This window comes from Proteus faecis, assembly GCF_003144395.1.
GTDB lineage: Bacteria > Pseudomonadota > Gammaproteobacteria > Enterobacterales > Enterobacteriaceae > Proteus > Proteus faecis.
In genome coordinates, this window is the sequence record NZ_PENZ01000027.1 from 164,177 (window position 1) to 182,638 (window position 18,462).

Here is an 18,462-nt window from a genome sequence, read left to right on the forward strand (position 1 = left end):
TTTACGCAAGTATAATGGACAGGTTTTCCAAACACTTCAGTGCCGGAGTGGCGAAATTGGTAGACGCAGTTGATTCAAAATCAACCGCCTTCGGGTGTGCCGGTTCGAGTCCGGCCTTCGGCACCATGAGAACATCAATGGACGTCAACTGACGTCTTTTTTTGTATCTGAAATCCCAGTTTTACAAGGCTTTTCCCCACTTTTCAGTCTTCTCAAGTATACTAAGGTCAACCCACATCAAGTACCAGCTGTTGGTATATGTGTTGGTATCTCTCGATTCGATAATAGTTTGTACCAACAGAAGGAGATAAATCATGGCTCTTACTGATGCTAAAGTCAGGGCTGCCAAGCCTTTGGATAAATCGTATAAATTGACCGATGGTGATGGTATGCACTTGATGGTACATACCAACGGCTCAAAATATTGGCGTTTACAGTATCGCTTTGGAGGTAAGCAAAAAATGTTAGCGCTGGGTGTTTATCCTGATATTTCACTCGCAGAAGCCAGAGAGAAAAGAGATGCCGCCAGAAAGTTAATTGCTAATGGTTTTGATCCCAGTGAAAAGCGTAAGGAAGTTAAAGAAGAGCAACAAAAAGAATTTAATACCTTCGAAAAGGTTGCTCGTGATTGGCACGCGACCAATAAGAAATGGTCAGAAGGTCATAGTAACCGAGTCCTCAAAAGCCTTGAGGACAATATCTTTGCAACTCTTGGTAAACGCAATATTGTCGAACTGAAAACTCGCGATCTCCTCGAACCGATTAAAGCCGTAGAGGTGTCTGGACGTCTTGAGGTGGCAGCTCGTTTACAACAACGTGTGACGGCGATAATGCGTTACGCAGTACAAAGCGGTTTAATCGACTATAACCCAGCTCAAGATATGGCAGGTGCAGTTGCCACTGGTAAACGAGTCCATAGAGCCGCTTTAGAGCTCAAACGTCTACCCGAGTTATTACAACGTATCGATGATTATAAGGGAAGACCTTTAACTAAACTTGCAGTCAAACTCACCTTGTTAGTTTTTATTCGTTCCAGTGAATTGCGTTTCGCCCGTTGGGATGAAATCGATTTTGACAATGCCATGTGGACGATCCCTGCTGAACGAGAAGCGATCGAAGGGGTTAAATACTCTCATCGTGGATCAAAAATGCGTACTACTCATTTAGTCCCTTTAAGCCGACAAGCCATTGAGATCTTAAAACAGATCTACCAATTCAGCGGTAACAATGAACTGATCTTTATCGGTGATCATAATCCAAGAAAGCCAATGAGTGAAAACACGGTTAACAACGCATTACGTGTGATGGGTTATGATACTAAGACAGAAGTGTGTGGTCATGGTTTCAGAACGATGGCATGTAGTTCGTTGATTGAGTCAGGGCTGTGGTCGAAAGATGCAGTAGAAAGGCAAATGAGCCACCAAGAGCGTAACTCAGTGAGGGCTGCTTACATTCATAAGGCAGAACATATTGATGAACGCCGATTAATGGTGCAATGGTGGGCGGATTATTTGGATGCTAATCTGGAACAAACTATTTCGCCTTTCGATTTTGCCAAGTTTAATAATCCAATGAATCACTAAGACTTTAACCATGTCATATAGGAAATCCATTTGCAATACGAGGAGTCGAATAATACGGTAGTATGCCGACTACATCGATTCTTTGGAAAGTCAAAATAAAGTGATTTCGAAATAGCTTATGCCTAAAAACGTAATCATAATTACAATTTTATTGTAATGTATTTTAGTTTGTAGCCCATACCCCACCAAAAGCGAGAGCCTCTGTCCATCATAAACTGACTCCAGTTTATTGGACAGGGGCTTTTTTCGTTTTAACCCGCGCAAAGAAATCATGATAGAAAGCATAACATGTTATCGGGACTGTAAGGCAACTCATTATCCTGCTCTAAAACGTCATTAATCATTTTTAAAGCAGATTGTCTATTTTCAACTGATTGGCTTTTTATATCAATATCATCTTCTAAAGGGAAATAGATCCTTTTATCAAAATATCGCCATTAATTAAATCACAATACATCAATAATAGGACATGAATATGCGCATAACTGCGACGGCTTCCCCATGCCTAAAATCGGGGATAATTTCTGTTTTTATCACAAATTTAGGAAAATATAACGAAGGAGAGCTGATTGGTGAGTGGCTTGAGCTTCCGGCAACCTCAAAAGAGATCGAACACTGTTTAATGCGGATTGGCATTGATGGCATTCACTATGAAGAGTATTTCTTGACCGACTATGAATCCTCCATTGATGGCCTTTCTTCTTACATTTCAGAATATAGCTTTTTAGATGAGTTGAATGAGTTAGCCACGCAATTAGCCATGTTATCGCCTGATGAAATTGACCTTTATCAGGGGGTAATTGAAATCGGTTCTTCAGCGAGTTCAATCCATGATTTAATTCATTTAGCGGATAATTTAGATTCTTTCCAGCAATTATCGGGGATCAATAATGAATATGACTTAGGTTATTACTGGATAGAAGAAAGTGGTTGTTATGATTTAGCACAACTGGGTCATTTATCCCATTACTTTGACTATGAACGCTATGGACGTGATGTTTGTCTTGAACAAGGCGGTATTTTTCACAGTGGAGGATATGTTTATCATACGGGTGGGTAGATAGGACAACAACATGAGAGTCAAACCGCTTTCATCCCTCAAGGCGGGAAATAAAGAATGTCGAGGTACCCCAATGACATCCATAATCTAGAACGTTAATCAAACTAAACTCTATTTTAAGCCATCTTTACGGACATCCGTAAAGATGGCTATTATGGTGTTCTTTTTTTATTTAATGCAAACCATTAAATGGATATTTATCTTACTGTGATGACAAATGCACTAGTAGAAGCAAGATAGCCAAATATTGGCTTTCAACATAACACCTTATGCACCATCCCCCTTGGTGTAAGTAGAATGGACGAGTGTTAATCAGGTGGCCTTGCGCACATTGCAGTTTCAGCTTTTGGTTGCCCTTTTCAGGGTTAAGCCATACACTACCCTAGACCGCCACGATTTGGGCGATTTTGGCCTTAAGCTATTCAGAATAGGCTTGGATACTTTGCCCCACATTACTAGGCCAACTGTCAATCACAGCAAGAAAAGCGCGTTGTTGTTCCGGCGGCGCATGACGCAGAGCAAAGCCTGCTTTTGCGGGTAATTTAATCAATATCATTAGTTACCTGCTTTGGTGTATGGGTTATAATCAAAGCAGATAACAAATAACTCACTGAATAAATTTAAACATAGGAAAGTAAACGTTTTTTAAGATATTCTAAAAAATCAGCAGCATATAGCTGACTATTATCACCAATTAATACATAGACCTTTTTCATATCATTAGTATCCCAAAAAAAAATTCCTCACCAAAATCCGTATTTGACAAGGAGATTCGTTCGGATGCTAAATTCTTATTGGCGATTACATTCTGATATACTATATCTCCACCTATTGCTTCATCAAATGGTAAGCAATAAATACTATATATCTCTTCCCCACAAATCATCCTGTTGCGGTGAGCAAATTGGTGGTGGGCAGCCATTATTGCCCCCTCCATTATTTCAGCAACTATGGAGTAAACATGTGAAAACTCACAACTAAACAGGTTATTGCATACAGCAAAGCCGGCCCAAAAAAATATTCAGATGGTGAAGGTCTATACTTTTGCGTCCGCAAACAAGGCTCGCCTTACTGGATGATCCGCTACACCACAGCCAAAGGAAGACGAGAAGCAACCTTGGGGCAATTTCCTTTAATGTCGTTGGTAGACGCCAGAATTGCCGCCGCATACTTTCGAAAGGAAGTACGTGACGGCATAGATCCTCTTCTAGAAAAACAGAAAATCGAGTTACCTGACATTGAGACCGTGGATCAACTGTTCCATGACTGGTATCGAACCGATCTGAGTAGACGACTAAAGCATCCCAAGATTCCGTATCGGGTTTACACTAAAGACATAAGCCCTGTCATTGGCATTAAGAGCCTATCCCAAAAGGAATTATCGTATAATATAATGAATTACGATAATTTCTGAGGGCGAAGCGTGACGGGCAACAAGTGGCAGATCAGTGATGGACTCTGGGAGAAAATGGCTCCACTGATTCCGGAACATAAAACTCACCATCCTCAGGGTACTCACCGCAAGCAGGTTGATAATCGCGCTGCAATGAACGCCATCTTCTTCGTACTCAGGACGGGTTGCCAGTGGAATGCGCTGAATGCCACCGGTATATGCTCGTCAAGCTCTGCTCACCGCCGATTTCAGGAGTGGCGGGATGCTGGCGTATTTGAACGCTTCTGGCAAAACGGGTTGCTTGCTTGCGAACAGTTGGACGCTATTGACTGGTCGTGGCTGTCGATGGATGGTTGTATGACCAAATCACCGCTGGCAGGCTCAAAAAAACAGGCAGGAACCCTACAGACCGGGGGAAACAGGGCGTAAAGCGCAGTCTGATGACTGACGCGAACGGGCTTCCGCTTGCACTGGTTGTAGCTGGAGCAAATACGCACGACATAAAGCTGGTTGCGGATACGCTCGATGCCCTCCAGACAGGCAGACCATGCAAGAGGCTCCGGTTGTGCATGGACAAAGGGTATGAAGCGGAATGGTTGGAATCGTATCTGAGAAGTCGTCGCTATGAACCTCATATCCAGTCACGGAAGGATGAGTCAGAAGCCATTAAAAACACGGATTTTAAGGCTCACCGCAGGGTTGTAGAGAGAACACACAGTTGGATGAATCGCTACCGTCGTGTCCTGACTCGTTGGGAGAAGAAAGTCGAGAATTATGAGGCGATGCTGCATTTTGTCTGTGGTATCATTGTCTGGAATAAAACCCTATTGGGATAGGTTCTAAGTGTATTGCTGAGGTGACCGCACGAGACGTGCGCGAAGTATTAGAGCGCATTCGAGAAAGTAACCGCCCTACTATTGCCAACGATACCTTGATGTACATGAAGCAGCTGTTTCGACATGCGATAAAGCTCGACTTAACGCTGAACAACCCAGCCGCAGCATTTACCGTGGACGATGCCGGTGGCGTGGAGTCCAAGTAAAGACAGGATGCTCAGCAAAGAGGAAATTCACTACGCCTTTAGCGTGTTTCATACCCATATCAATAGCTTTGGCCGCGACAACTACCTCGCTTGCTGTCTGTTTTTGGTGTTGGGCGTGCGCAAAAGCGAATTGTGCGAAGCCATGTGACGTGAAATGGATTTAACCACAGGCGTGTGGGATCTGCCCAAAGAACGCAGCAAAACCGGCGTGCCCATTAGCATCCCCTTACCGCGCCAAGCCATTGCCTGGTTTAACGAGCTGCAAGTCCGCGCTTGTGGCTCGCCTTATGTTTTCCCAGCCAGACGAGCAAGCCATCGTCCACATATGGGGCCAGATACGCTGAACCGTGCCATTTCTAAACTCTTTGGTCGCGAGCCTGGGCGCAAAAAACAGCCACCGAATAAAATGGGCAAGCTTGAACACTTCACCGTACACGATTTGCGCCGCACCTTTCGCAGCCTTGCCGCCTCTTTGGGCATTGCAGGCAACGTAGCCGAACGCTGCCTTAACCATAAGTTAAAAGGCGTTGAGTGCATCTACGACCGCCACGATTACTTTGAGGAGCGCCGTATTGCCCATCAAATCGTGGCTGATGTGATCGAACCACTGGTGAACTTTGAGCACTCTTCACAGCACAACACAGGAGGGCATTAACATGCAATTTATGATGCGACTTGCCCCATTACCTTTCCAATCGCCATGCTGGCAGGCCTTGGTTGGTGTATTGGCATTGCCTTACTCGAACAGCCTTATGGTATAGGCTACGCACTTACTCGGCATTGCCTGATGGTATTCGTGGTACTCGCTCCTTGGCTGATGCTAAAACCCATGTTCTACGTGATTGTCAGTTTAGGACGCAAACTGGGGCTCATCCCGCCTGCACGCCCAACGCACAGCTTGGGGTATGAAGAATCACTCTATTGGTTCAGAGTATTGGCCTTTTTCGATGGCAAACGCAGTCGCATGCCGAAAAGGCCCATCAGGCGAAACTAGCAAGCCCCCATTTGCTCACTTACTGTGGGCAGTTGGGACAATGGGGCAACACTTGATACAGCGAGCTTTAGAAAGTGAATAAGAAGAAATTAAACTGCCCCAAGGAATGGGGCAATTGGGGCTTTGATTGACAAAATAGGTCACTAAACATAATCTTCAAGCCAATATGGCCGACGCCTCTGCATTTCTGTACGCGTCGGTTCTCATTTCGCCTTGTCACTATTCAGCCATTGCTTTTCCTACCGATAGCTCGCTTACAAAATACCACACCCAGCTTTAAGCTAAATCAACCAACCCAATTACTTACTTTGATCGGCTGATGCAATCCCCCCTAGGCGTCATTTGCTAATCCATGAGTTTCAACAGCCGCCACACACTTCCCCATGCCTTTACCCCCTTACACCAAAACCACTATCCGTTTGGCTTTTGGATCGAAACGCCAAACAGGGAAATTAGCCCATTCACTGTTTGGCTTCTCGATTGAAATCCAACGCTGCTAAGCCTTGCCAGTACTGGATAAAAGCAAGGTTTGGCACTTTTTGCGCCTTAAACCAACTTCGAGCCCAAAGTACAAACCGTTTGATTTTTTAAACCCAAAATGCAAACGATCGTTTGGCGTCTCGATTTTTTGCACTTGGCGAATGCCGCCAAACAGCACTGTATTGGACTATGTATATCAAATAGTTAGCCGCGAACAGGTCATCATAAAAAACCGATTTGACTGGTTAGTTTCATGGCCATTTCTTTCATCTATTTCACCACCGAGTCTGCACCCGACGACTGAAAATAGACGGCAAGACGAACCAACAAGGTGATAAGTGACGTGTTATGGGCAAGTGGCAACGATTGGGATAGAGAATGGATACAGCAGGTGGTCGCTTTACTGGTTGGGGATGGTGCGTTTACTCTCTACCCAGCATTAAGCCAGTGCGATAATGCGGCCGAACGCTTAACCCGCTGGTTGACCTATCAGTTACCACGCGTTAAACAAGCGCAGCCAGGCTGCCCGATTCACCAATGGCTAAATAGCATTGGCGCACAAGTGATCGTAGAAAAATAGCAAAGCCCCGAGCAATGGCCAAACCTATATTGGCTACCTTTACCTGAGGTTGATGGCAACGCGCAAGGCGGGTTAGCTTTGTTACCAGCGCATTTATTACCGGCAGATTTTTTATCGGTATATGTGGATGGCACGATTCAAACCAGAACATTGCAAGCAAACACACTGGCTAACACCTGTATTTTTTGGTGCATCACACCTTTATCTAAAACAGGAAAGCGCGCTACCTTGCACCCCAAACAGCAAAACCGAGCTTTTTGCCTGCCCAGCTCGCCGGAGCAAATGGGTAAATCGTGCACAGGTTTATTACTGAGCGGTTTAAGAAAAGACAATGGAAAACGAAACGGCAACGTGATCAGCCACCAGATCAACCTAGCGCTGCTGCACCATCTTTGTAGACCGGAGAATGATGTTTGGATGAAAGCGAGTTTTGGTACCCTCAATGATGAGGGTACCAACAGCAAAATACTCGGCGAATGCTATTGTCTAAGCACAGCGCCAAGCCTTAGCGGCACGAATAGTTGTTAACCTTACTCAGCTTTAGCAAACTGCTGGGTGAAGTAAACCAACGAATTAGCTTCTTTCACAGCATCATGCGGAATGAGTAAGTATTTCCAGGGCTTGCCACCGTGCTGTGCAAGGTATTCGCTGGCATGACTACACCACTTCACACCACTGCGGGCTTTTTCGGTGACTTCCTCATTCCAACTGCCGTCTTGGTTTTGATGTTGAGTACTTTTAGTTTCAATCATCAATACATAGTCGGCGGTTTCAGCAACGAAATCCGGCACGTATTCAGGATGCTCGCTACCGCGTTTGTAGTACATCTTGAATTGGCCTTTGGCAGGCTTAAACCACTTCTCGCAGTCGCGTTCTAAAATCACCGCAAAACGGCGCTCAGTGTCTGAATCAAACTTTTGCAATGGGTATAGACAACGGCTAAAGCCGCCAAAGAGCATTTGTTTGATGCGACTGACATCGCGTATTGTATCACGGTAGCTTTGCACCGGCTGGTCTTGCGCTATGGTGTAAGCGCAGTCACGTAAGGTACTAAAGCCACTGCGTACATCGACGACGTACTCGGTTGCTTCTTCAAAGAAGTGGTTGTTCAGTTGCGCATGAATTAACTTCGCAATCGCATCACTCTGGTTTTGCAGAATGTTCTCAACCACATCATCGTCGTTTTCAGCGGCCAGTGTATTGACAGCTTGAGTGGCTAGGTCAAACAAAAGTTCAGCTTGCTCGTCGTAAGGAATATCGTCGTAATCGAACAGCTTCTTCAAAATATAGTTTTGTTTCACCGGCTCGTAGTTGCCCGAATCGCCTTCGCCACGAATGGTTTGGTGATTGTCTTGCAGGCTTTGTTGAATCAGAGTTCGGTCGATAGGTTTTAAACCTTTAATGGCAGCAATGTCCAAATCGAACGGGTAATAGCCGGTACGTACTTCACCTGATGGTGAAACAATAATACGCGGAATATCTATGGTGTTATCCACCGTGAGCTGGGTGACTTGCTCAACAATCGCCGCAATATCCACCGATTCTTCAGTAAATAGCTCCCGTTGCTCTTGGGTTAACTGAGCTTTTACTTGTTCGGTGATCTGTGCTTTTACCTCAGTCGTTAACAATGCTTTGCTGGTCGGTGCATCGGTAGGGCGTGTTTGATATTGCTTGATCACGTTCAATGCAGCGCGGGCAACGGTTTGTTGGTTAGGCGTGGTATAAGTGGCTTTAGGTTCTTGTACCTCACGGTTACCGTCTGCACCGGTTGCGGTTACACCTGAACCAGTCAGTTGCTGCTCTAGGTTCGATTTAACCTGCACACTTTGTTTGGTTACATCGTCTTCTGGGCGATCTAATACGCGTGTTTTCAGGCGCAGTGGGTTATTCGGGTCGTTAGCCTCATCAACAATTTCTTGGAATTTGTCGTGCGCAACAATGCTCAGCGTATCGACGGCTTCAACACCTGTACGTTTGCCATAAGGTAAACGCAAACCACGGCCAATTGACTGTTCAATTAGGGTTCTGGCGTTGGCTGCACGTAGTGGCACAATGGTGTACAGGTTAGTAACGTCCCAACCTTCTTTCAGCATGTTAACGTGAATGACGATCTCGGTTGGCTCATCGACATGCTCAACATTGAGCAGTGCTTGAATAGTTTCTTCTTCTTTTTTACTGCTATCCACTTGAATGACTTTGCCACGGTAGCGGCCGTCAAACACTGTTTCAAGTTTGGTTAAAAGCTCTGCTGCATGCGTGGTATCACGGGCAATCACCAACATAAAAGGCTTAACTAACTTGGCATCGTTTTCATGTGCATAAGTGATTAAATCCACCTTGGTTTGCTCATGTAAACGAATACCGTCCATTAACTTAATGGTTTCTAGTTCGTCTTTATCATATTGGCTGGCATCAAAGTTACGCTGAGTAACAACGGCCGGCTCTTTAACAAAACCATCATCCATGGCACAGGCCAATGGGTAATCAATCACCACATTTTTAAAGTGCACAGGGCCACGACTTGATTCGGTAAATGGTGTGGCCGTTAGCTCTAATGCGAATAGTGGATTAAGCTCATTGAGCGCACGCATACCGGCATCGGCACGATAGCGATGCGATTCGTCCATCAGCAGCACTAAGTCAGGTAAGTTCGATAGATACTCAAAGTAGCTTTCGCCTAGGGTTTCCGCTAAACGCTTAATACGCGGGGCTTTGCCTCCACGTACTTCGGTGTTAATTTTCGCGATGTTAAACACATTGATCCGAACCGAACCAAATAGATCTCCCATGACTTGTGCGCCGCGGCTCTCATAGTTATCACCGGTGATCACTTCTGGCGGTGCTAGCACAAAATCGGTAATGCCTTTAAACACGTACTTCGGTGAGGCGGGCGAGAAATCGCTGATCAGCTTTTCATAAATAGTCAGGTTAGGTGCCAACACAAAATAATTGCGAATGCCGTGCACCTGATACAAATAGGTAATAAAAGCCCCCATCAAACGGGTTTTACCGACCCCTGTTGCCAAGGCAAAACACAGTGAAGGAAAGTCACGTTCAAAATCACTGAGCTTAGGAAACTGCGCTTTTAAGGTTTCTAATAATTCCGGCACATCGCGTTTTGGGTTAAGTAGTTTGTGCTCAGAAGCACTAATTGCCACCGCCAGCGCACGCAGCGAGTCTTGCTGTGGCTGGCGTAAACTTAAACGGCCAATAACATTGTTGATGGCGCGTAATTGCTCGGGTTTTAAGTTTGATAAATCCATGGTCATTATAATTATCCTTATTAACCGTTAATCTTGCGCTGCATCGTCATCGGCAGACGCATCGTCAGTTAGGTTTGCCACATTTAACGAATAATCGTCCTGACCAAATTGGCACTTATTCAAAATGGCTTTTGGCAGTTTTTTCAAGGTTAAATTCGCAAAACGACCTGGCTCGCAGCGAAATGCACCACACATAACCAGTAAAGTTCGGTCACTGCCAACTTCTTCTGACAGCGCTTCTAATTTATCTACCGATAAGCTTTGTGTGGTGACATAAATATGATCCGTCTCGGTTGAATAACCGTGATCCCACCAATTCACTTCCGATGGCGCATAGGTAAAACCTTCCAGCTTACAAACCGCCTCAGCAAGCATTTCTGGGTTGTACTCTTTATTGATCACTTCCAAGCCAAACTTATCTTTCACAATTAAGGTCGGGGCAAGTTTGTAATAGCGGAAGCCACCGCCACCTTGCCAGTTTACAAACTTAGAAATACCACCTTGATCTTCACCATCAATCACTTTTTGCAAGCGCGGGATGATGTGAGTGTGGCAATGCTCGCCTAGCTCCACCATGATCCAACGACGGCCCATTTTATGGGCGACTGCGCCAGTTGTTCCTGACCCTCCAAAAGAATCCAATACCAAGTCACCTGGTCTTGTTGTCATCGCAATAATGCGTTTCACTAACTTTTCTGGTTTTTTGCCATTTTTAAAATCTACTGAACCTTCATTATCAAGTCCTGTTGTTTTTATATCATGCCAAAAATCGCCGGGATGAACTTCTAAATACTTATCTGCAAAAAGCATTTTACATCGTGGTAGGCGCGTTTCATGATTAAACTCACCTCTAACAAGATATGCTTTGGATTGTTTTGTCGTGACAATGAATGCTGAAGGTATATCACCGTATGATAATTTCTTTTCAACGGCCAGATCTCTAGCCCCGCCAGTAATAGTTGCAAATTGAACTACGCGCCAAGCATTATCAAATAGCCACTCTTCTGTAAGCTTAGAGTTTCCCTCTTTTTTACACGCTTCTGTAGCACTACAGAATTCTAGCTTTTTAGCTAAATCTTCTGCTCTCTTGATCTCTTCTTCCGTGCGTAATTCGTTGTCCAAAACATCTTTTATATATTCAAGTTCTAGTTGGCTTAGACCCAGACAAACTGTTTTATATTCATAGTCCCAACTTCCCTTAGGGATTTTTTCAAGTGTAAGACCACGAATACCACTTTTTCCAGCCAAAATTATGTACTCTTTTAGCTTTGCAATACTTCCATTCTTATTAATGGAAGCCATTTTTACACCTGTAGGCTCACTCATCTTAACGCAGATGGTTTTTAAATTTTGCTCACCAAATATCTCTGCCATTATCAAATACAATCTTGCAAATTGTCGGTCATCTATTTGAACTGCAATAAACCCATTTTCATGTAATAAAACCTCTAATATCTCTAACCTAGACTTCATCAAACTCAACCATATAGAGTTTTCCAGTCCGTCATCATAATGCTCGAATGCGTTCCCTGTGTTATATGGCGGGTCTATATAAATACACTTTACCTGACCAGCATATTCTTGCTCTAACGCCTTCAACGCCAATAGGTTATCGCCAAAAATTAGCTTATTATCAAAAATATCATTTTCGGTGACTTTTTGGCTGGCATGGTAAGACTTGCTCGGGTCTTCTAATAAAATGCGCGGCTCTAGCTTTTTGCGCTCGTTTTTACCTATCCAGGTCAGTTCTAATTTAGTTTTGCTCATCATTTCTGTGCTCTTATTTTGTGTTCGTTACTTGGCGTTATTATTCCACAGCAATCGCTACGCAGGTTGTGCTTGGCGATTACTCGCTTGGGTGTTTTGCCCTTGTCGGCGTTGCGCTTGCTCGGCTAAGTAACTGAATAAATTCTGGTTGTGTGGGTCGTTCGCTTGAAGGCGTTCTTGTTTTGCTACAACTGCCGGGCTTTCTGTCAAGTTTAAATGGCTAATCCACACCGTTTGCATTAAACGTGCGGTATCGCCCAAGCGTTTGAAGTATGCGTGCGGCGCACTGCCTAATACTAATGCCGTAAAACTATCAAAAAATTGCTGACGAAGTTCATCAAAAGCGTGGCTGATTAATCTTTTAAATGCCGCTTGCTCGGTAATCTCAGGAGCCGTAATAGCGCCTTCAAACTGCGCCATTAATAGCGTGGTTATGCAGTAAGTAAAATGTCGATATACCAGTTTTTCTGGGCTTGGACTACTGCGCTCTGCGTTTGTACATAAGACTTGAATAGCCAGATAGCAGTTCACCGCGTTAATGGCGACGGCCCCCTGTAAATCTGTACTAAAAACGGCTTGGTACTCGGCACTTTCTTGGTTAGTGAATTTGCTTGGCTCTACTTTTAGCTGATAAGGCACGCGTACATCACCTTGCATACAGGCCAATGCTTTGGCCAAGGTGTCGATAGTAATGCTGCGAATACCCGCTGCTGCGCTTTGTTGTGGGCGGTAGAGATATTCAACACCAAACATTTTCATCTCTTGGCGCAAGCGTTCTTGGGTATCATCCAGCGCGGCAAAGTTGGCTAAATCGACCGGGTTTTGCAGGTTACGCGCTTTGGTTACTTGTTTGTGAAATGCATCGTTACCCGTGTTGATAATGGTTACCATCACTTGAGCTTGGCTGATGTCTGCATTTGGGTTTTCACGCATAAACTGTGCAGCACTAGCAATGGTTTGTGCACCGTTAACGACGGACAGGCCATCGACTGCAACATGCTTGCTACCTGTGTGGCCTCTAATATTCCCTTTTGGTTTTACTGCATTGCCAACCAGAGTAATGCCATTGTTAAGATAAATAAAATTTTCCGGCTCATGTAAAAGGGTGTCTTTAATCGCCCTATTTACCCCACGTCTGCCAGCACCAATAAAATAGCGAATATTTTTCTCGTAAAGTTTACGGTCATGAGTAGTGTGCAAGGCAATTAAATCGGTTAGCTTGGCGATACCAAATACGACTTTTCGTGGTTGTTCTTGCACTCGGAACTTATATACAGCGACACGCTCGTTTACCGTATCAACCGCATGTTCACTGCGAAGAGCCTGCTCAACATCGGTGGCGGTGTATTCTTGATATTCAGGTGCGATTTGCTCTTCACCTTCATCAATCAGCTCTTGGATCGCTGGTTGTAGGTAGTTTTGTGCTTGTATGGTAATGCCATTACCTGTGTATGCGACAAGCAGTTGAATGCTTTCGCACTCGTCTAATGCGGCTTCAATATTTGCTTGAAGGTTTTGAACATTTTGATTAAAGCGGTGAAATTGCTTGTTTAAAAGTAACTTTACACCCTCAATAAAAGCCTGTGCTTCGCCCAATTGGAATTGCGCATCTTCCTTCATTTTTGACTGTACTAAGTACAGAGTCTGATCAGCTTCGTGATAATAAATTGCATCAATACCATGGTCTTCATAGTCGTCCACCACAGCTTTTGCTGCGGTCACTACGTCTAAATCGAATTTTTGCTGTAGTACGAATGCGCTAAAAGCCCTGGAAATTTGCTTTTTAGGTTTATCTTCTCGCCCACCTTGCCCAAGCAATGGCGGTAAATGCGGCACAAAACGCTGCTGTAGCAGTTCTTTTAATGGGGTAAGAAATTGTGGTTCTAATGCTGCCAAGTGAGTTGTCCTTATTTTTATTGCCAAATTGGCCGCGCTTGCCAGTCGGCTGGAAAGCCCATGCGGTCAATGTCTATTTGGTGATGATTTATCAATTGGATGAGTCGTTGCTTCCAGTGATGTTCACCACTGATCACATCCATGAGGTAGCCCAACATCACCAAGGTGTTATAAATTTTTCGTAAACGCCGGTCGCTATCGGGCAGGTTTTGCAAGCTTTGAATCAGTGCCGGTTCACCATGGCGTGGCAGTACCGTGGTTTTAATAAAATCACGGTTCCATAGCCTAGAATGATGGGCACTTAAATTGCGCACTAGCGACAAATGCTCACAGAATGAGGTAAGAGTTTTTTCATCTAGGCCGTAGCTTTTGCTTATTACCTGGCGGTCGGCACGCAGCTTGATATTGCTGTACCAACAGGAAAGTTGCCCCATGGTTAACAGCTCAACACAGGCCCAAATAGGGGGTAGTGGCTCTTGATATTTTTGCGTAAGGTGCTTGATGAACTCTTCACGACTGCGCTTTACCTCACCCGTGAGTTTGCCAAGGCTACTGGCGTATTCTAATAAATCACCAAAGAGCTCTGGTTTTAAATGAGGGTGCGCGGTTTGGTATTTTTGGCTCAACTGATACGCAATTTGTGTGCGTAATGACACCTCAAAACGCTCGATGGCATCTAGCACTAACAAACGTAGTTCACGGTCGAAAACATATAGGCTTAGGACTTGGTCAAACTGAGTACCTGTGATAAACGTATGACTGGCATGATCTTGCTCATAGGGCAAACAATAAGCCGCAAAACGATAGTAGTTCAGCTGTGCTAAGTAAAACTCAGCTTTCGGGACATCACTGATCACTAGGCCACGTTGTTGCAACAAGCGTACTTGATCGCTAAAGCTTGTAGGGGGCTTGGTAAAAGCGACTTTAGGGACTGGTTTGCGGCTCATTTGACCTCCCATGCAACAGAAGATCGAATTTTGCGGGTCCCAGAAACGAGTAACCCCTCACAGGGCGCTGATCTGACGGGTAGCGGGAGGGGTGTTGTTGCAGTGATCATAGCCCCAAACTGAAAAAAGTCAATGCTGGCGTTGAAATTGATTGTCATCATTGAACCGTCCACCCAATGGTAAATAGGGTCTCTTGGCTGGTTTTTTTATTCAGTTTGCCTTCTAAGCTTTCAATAAGCTGTTCGCGCTTTTCGTCCACTTCATCTTGTTTATCAAAAAGTTCGCGGCGGCTTTTATTGCGCTGACTTTCTAACTGGCGCTGCTGTTTTTGCAGGGCAAGTTTCTCTTCTAGCGTTGGGGCTATTTTGGCTTCGCGGCGTACTTGCTTGATTTGCTTATCAAGCTCTTTTATGGATTGTTCAAGCCCTTCTTTTAAATCGTCTGCCCAAGAATCTAACTTGTTTACTTCTTGCTCGAAGAAGCTGAGATTACGATCGTTAACTTGCTTTTCGATGCCTAGTCTCGACTGCTGTAACGCTTGCTGCAGCGCATTTTGATAGCCAGGATATAAGGCGGCAAGTTCTTGCTCACTGACTTCACTTTGCACACAAGCACTGAGCTGCATCAACTTTTGCACGACTTCACTTGGCAGCAGGTTGCCATGTTCGTCTTGCGCTGCGAACAGTAAATGGTCTTCGCTACGCTCTAGTGATTCAACACTGAATTTTTGTAGGCTTAGTACACCTGACGAACCCACTAAGGGTTCTAGCATACTGATTTTTGTTTGGTGGTTGCTGTAATCAAAAATTACGCTGGCAATAGGTAATTCACGTTGAAGCGCGTTGCTGATCACCCATTCACCCAGCGGGTGGGTGATACGATAAACATGGGCATTGGCTAGTTTGCCGGTTTCAATACTGCCGCTTTGCTGTCCTCGGCGTACAAGTTGGTAGCTACCTGTAGGAGCCTGATTGATGCTCTGATTAAGCGTAAAACTATGGTTGCTTGGGTCAATGTCTGCGATAGCAGCGAGCTCATGCGTACTGAGTTGCCAAAACCAACGGCCTACTTTATCGAGGCGTTGCTGCGCGGCATCAAGCTGAATTTTGAGTAAGTCGTGAATATCTTCATCGAAATTTTCCAGCAGCAGTTGCTGGGTCTCGCGCATTTTTTGGTTAATGTCGGCTTCTAGCTCTTTTTGCAATTGATCAAAAGCTGCTTCTATTTCCGCCGGTTGCCGACAAGTCTCGTATATATTTTGGATGCGTTTTTCAAAATCAATACCAGATTCGATACTGCCTAGCACATCGTCCGATGCACCAAACACGCCATCGAACAGATGGAATTTTTCTGTTAGTAGCTCTAAAACACGCTGATCGGCTTTGTTGGCTTCGTTGAGGAAGTTGATCACCACAACATCAAATTGCTGCCCATAGCGGTGACAGCGGCCAATACGTTGTTCTACCCGTTGTGGGTTCCATGGTAAGTCATAGTTAATCAGTAACGAACAGAACTGTAAGTTAACCCCTTCTGCAGCCGCTTCGGTTGCGATCATAACTTCGGCATGATGGCGGAAGTAATCAATTAGGGCGGTACGGCGGTCAATTTGCGGTGAACCACTAACCTTATCACTACCTTGGTTTTCAGCTAACCACTGCTGATAAACTTTGGTTGCTTCTGGATGGTTATTGCTGCCACTAAAAGTGACTAATTTATCAGCAAAGCCATTCGCCTCGAGGAAACGAGCTAAGTATTCTTGCGTGCGCTTCGATTCGGTAAAAATAATGACTTTACGCGGCGCACCCATCTCCTCCATTTTGGCAAACCCTTGATTAAGCGCCGTTAGCAAGGCTTGGGTTTTACTGTCGGTGGTAATGGATTTAGCCTGCTCGATATAATGCTCAAGCTCGGCTATTTCAGCATTGAGTAACTCAAAGTCAATATCACTCTCAGGGGTATTGCTTTGTGTTTCTCCTACATACTCGCTGTACTCTTCTCCTAAATCATCACTCTCAACAAGCTCACTGATAATATCGAGGTCCGATTTAGCCTGTACTTTCAAGTCAACCAATCGGCGCTTTATAGTTTCGAGTGTGTTGAGCACTGCGTGCGAACTAGATGCTAATAGCTTTCTCAGTATAAGGCCGGTTAAATGACGTTGGCTCTTGGGTAGTGCATAGCTCTCGTCCTTTTCCAATAAGGCACTAATACTTTCGTAAAGTGCCATCTCAGCATTAGAGGGTGTAAACGGTACGGTGAGTGTTTGACGTTGGGTATAGCGGACGTATTCGAGTACATCTTTGCGCAAGGTACGCTGAATAAACCCGGTAAGTCGTTTCTTTAAATGCCCTAGCGCACTTTCGTTATTGACAAAGTGTTGTTTGAAGCTTCGCTCATCGCCGAAGATTTGATCGTCGATAATGGTTGAAAGTCCATACAATTCCATGAGCGAGTTTTGTAAGGGTGTTGCAGTAAGTAATAGCTTTTTACTGCCATCTAATGCGCGGCGTAGCGTTTGACCCATTTTATTGCTGCTACGATGTGCATTACGTAGCTTGTGCGCTTCGTCGATGACGACAATATCCCATGGCTCTAGCATTAGCTGCGTTTCCATTCTCGCAGCATAGTGATAGGACATAATAGAAACGCAGTGATTAGCTAGCGGGTTAGTTTGACCATTGTTAACACTAATGCGCCACGTTTTTGCATCAAGCACTTGCGTTGGTAAATTAAACTTATCGCCCAATTCCTGCGCCCACTGGCGTCGCAATGACGCCGGGCAGATGATCAATATGCGGCGTTTACGCTCTGCCCAATACTGTGACAGTACTAAGCCTGCTTCAATAGTTTTCCCTAAGCCCACTTCATCAGCGAGTACAACACCTTTGCTTAACGGGTTGTTGAGCGCAAAAAGTGCCGCATGAATTTGGTGCGGATTGAGATCAACACTGGCATCAAAAAGAGATTGAGACAATTTATCAACGCCATTTTCAGCGTGGCGAATGGTTAATTCCTGCGCAAAGTATTTTGCTTGATAATCAGTTAGTACCATCCAACACCCCTTTTCCTTGAGCTGCTTGCGTACTGATCCATTCTTCAAGATCGGATTGTTTAAAGCGCCAAGCATTGCCAACTTTAAAAGCAGGAATTTTATGTGCCGCTGCTAGACGGTAAACAGTTCTCTCATTTACCTTCAAATACTCAGCTACTTCTTTAATTGTCAGAACAGTATCAGTCATTTTCACTCGGCCACTTTGAAAAGTGCGTCAATTATCTAATGCGAGTGTCAAAATAGTACAAATAAGTACATGAATCAATCTTATTCGGCACTTGCCGGAGCTCCTTGGCTTTAATCCTCATCAATTTTAGGTACACAACCAGTACACTAACGGTATTGTCCGCCTTAGCCTTTAAACCTAGCCAAGCTCTTAGGTTGACTGGCGATTCACTGCAAGGC

15 protein-coding genes, 1 tRNA gene and 2 pseudogenes are annotated in these 18,462 nt (G+C 44.7%); 11 read left to right on the plus strand and 7 right to left on the minus strand.

The window, feature by feature from the left end; translation table 11 throughout:
- Window positions 1-41: 41 nt before the first annotated feature.
- From DK858_RS06680 to DK858_RS06690, 3 genes are all read left to right on the plus strand, one after another.
- Window positions 42-126: transfer RNA gene (locus DK858_RS06680), tRNA-Leu, on the plus strand.
- Window positions 127-314: 188 nt separating this feature from the next.
- Window positions 315-1,583: a tyrosine-type recombinase/integrase gene (locus DK858_RS06685; protein ID WP_109396736.1), complete on the plus strand. Its 1,269-nt coding sequence runs from the start codon at window positions 315-317 to the stop codon at window positions 1,581-1,583.
- Between the two features lie 475 nt (window positions 1,584-2,058).
- The gene (locus tag DK858_RS06690; RefSeq protein WP_109396737.1) at window positions 2,059-2,643 is read left to right on the plus strand and encodes an antirestriction protein ArdA; all 585 of its coding nucleotides are present in this window, start codon (window positions 2,059-2,061) and stop codon (window positions 2,641-2,643) included.
- Window positions 2,644-3,061: 418 nt separating this feature from the next.
- On the opposite strand, the gene DK858_RS18125 is transcribed toward DK858_RS06690, so the two are convergent.
- Window positions 3,062-3,199, minus strand: coding sequence for a hypothetical protein (locus DK858_RS18125; RefSeq protein ID WP_165799453.1), 138 nt, complete (start codon window positions 3,197-3,199; stop codon window positions 3,062-3,064).
- Between the two features lie 426 nt (window positions 3,200-3,625).
- On the opposite strand from DK858_RS18125, the pseudogene DK858_RS06700 reads away from it, so the two are divergent.
- From DK858_RS06700 to DK858_RS18280, 8 genes and pseudogenes are all read left to right on the plus strand, one after another.
- A pseudogene (locus tag DK858_RS06700) lies at window positions 3,626-4,057 on the plus strand (Arm DNA-binding domain-containing protein); the annotation flags it as partial.
- 54 nt (window positions 4,058-4,111) lie between these two features.
- Window positions 4,112-4,791, plus strand: a pseudogene (locus tag DK858_RS06705) (IS5 family transposase); the annotation flags it as partial.
- Between the two features lie 116 nt (window positions 4,792-4,907).
- Window positions 4,908-5,078: a hypothetical protein gene (locus tag DK858_RS18550; protein WP_458368150.1), complete on the plus strand. Its 171-nt coding sequence runs from the start codon at window positions 4,908-4,910 to the stop codon at window positions 5,076-5,078.
- A gap of 154 nt (window positions 5,079-5,232) precedes the next feature.
- On the plus strand, window positions 5,233-5,733 hold the full coding sequence (locus DK858_RS18555) for a tyrosine-type recombinase/integrase (protein ID WP_423807059.1): 501 nt from the start codon (window positions 5,233-5,235) through the stop codon (window positions 5,731-5,733).
- A 20-nt stretch (window positions 5,734-5,753) separates the two neighbouring features.
- Complete coding sequence (locus DK858_RS06715) at window positions 5,754-5,987, plus strand: hypothetical protein (RefSeq protein WP_194294827.1); 234 nt, start codon at window positions 5,754-5,756, stop codon at window positions 5,985-5,987.
- Complete coding sequence (locus tag DK858_RS18130; protein ID WP_194294828.1) at window positions 5,984-6,154, plus strand: hypothetical protein; 171 nt, start codon at window positions 5,984-5,986, stop codon at window positions 6,152-6,154. The genes DK858_RS06715 and DK858_RS18130 overlap by 4 nt, the downstream gene beginning before the upstream one ends.
- 741 nt (window positions 6,155-6,895) lie before the next feature.
- A complete protein-coding gene (locus DK858_RS18275) occupies window positions 6,896-7,132 on the plus strand; it encodes a hypothetical protein (protein ID WP_228407203.1) in 237 nt (78 codons plus the stop codon).
- A gap of 78 nt (window positions 7,133-7,210) precedes the next feature.
- Window positions 7,211-7,660, plus strand: coding sequence for a hypothetical protein (locus DK858_RS18280; protein ID WP_228407205.1), 450 nt, complete (start codon window positions 7,211-7,213; stop codon window positions 7,658-7,660).
- Window positions 7,661-7,662: 2 nt separating this feature from the next.
- Here the strand turns inward: DK858_RS18280 and DK858_RS06725 are convergent, their stop codons facing one another.
- The 6 genes from DK858_RS06725 to mads1 form a co-directional block, all read right to left on the minus strand.
- The gene (locus DK858_RS06725) at window positions 7,663-10,401 is read right to left on the minus strand and encodes a DEAD/DEAH box helicase (protein ID WP_228407207.1); all 2,739 of its coding nucleotides are present in this window, start codon (window positions 10,399-10,401) and stop codon (window positions 7,663-7,665) included.
- Window positions 10,402-10,422: 21 nt separating this feature from the next.
- Window positions 10,423-12,165 (minus strand): site-specific DNA-methyltransferase, encoded by a 1,743-nt coding sequence (locus DK858_RS06730; RefSeq protein WP_196548501.1) that lies wholly within the window; start codon window positions 12,163-12,165, stop codon window positions 10,423-10,425.
- Between the two features lie 54 nt (window positions 12,166-12,219).
- Entirely contained in the window at window positions 12,220-13,998 is a 1,779-nt protein-coding gene (locus DK858_RS06735) for an AIPR family protein (protein ID WP_162556663.1), read from the minus strand.
- Window positions 13,999-14,075: 77 nt separating this feature from the next.
- Entirely contained in the window at window positions 14,076-15,005 is a 930-nt protein-coding gene (locus DK858_RS06740) for an Abi family protein (protein WP_109396741.1), read from the minus strand.
- A 157-nt stretch (window positions 15,006-15,162) separates the two neighbouring features.
- Window positions 15,163-18,057 (minus strand): SNF2-related protein, encoded by a 2,895-nt coding sequence (locus DK858_RS06745; protein ID WP_109396742.1) that lies wholly within the window; start codon window positions 18,055-18,057, stop codon window positions 15,163-15,165.
- Window positions 18,044-18,244 carry a methylation-associated defense system helix-turn-helix domain-containing protein MAD1 gene (gene mads1 / locus DK858_RS06750; protein ID WP_109396808.1) on the minus strand — a complete coding sequence of 67 codons (201 nt, stop codon included), beginning with the start codon at window positions 18,242-18,244 and terminating at the stop codon, window positions 18,044-18,046. Before mads1 ends, DK858_RS06745 begins: the two co-directional genes overlap by 14 nt.
- Window positions 18,245-18,462 lie beyond the last annotated feature (218 nt).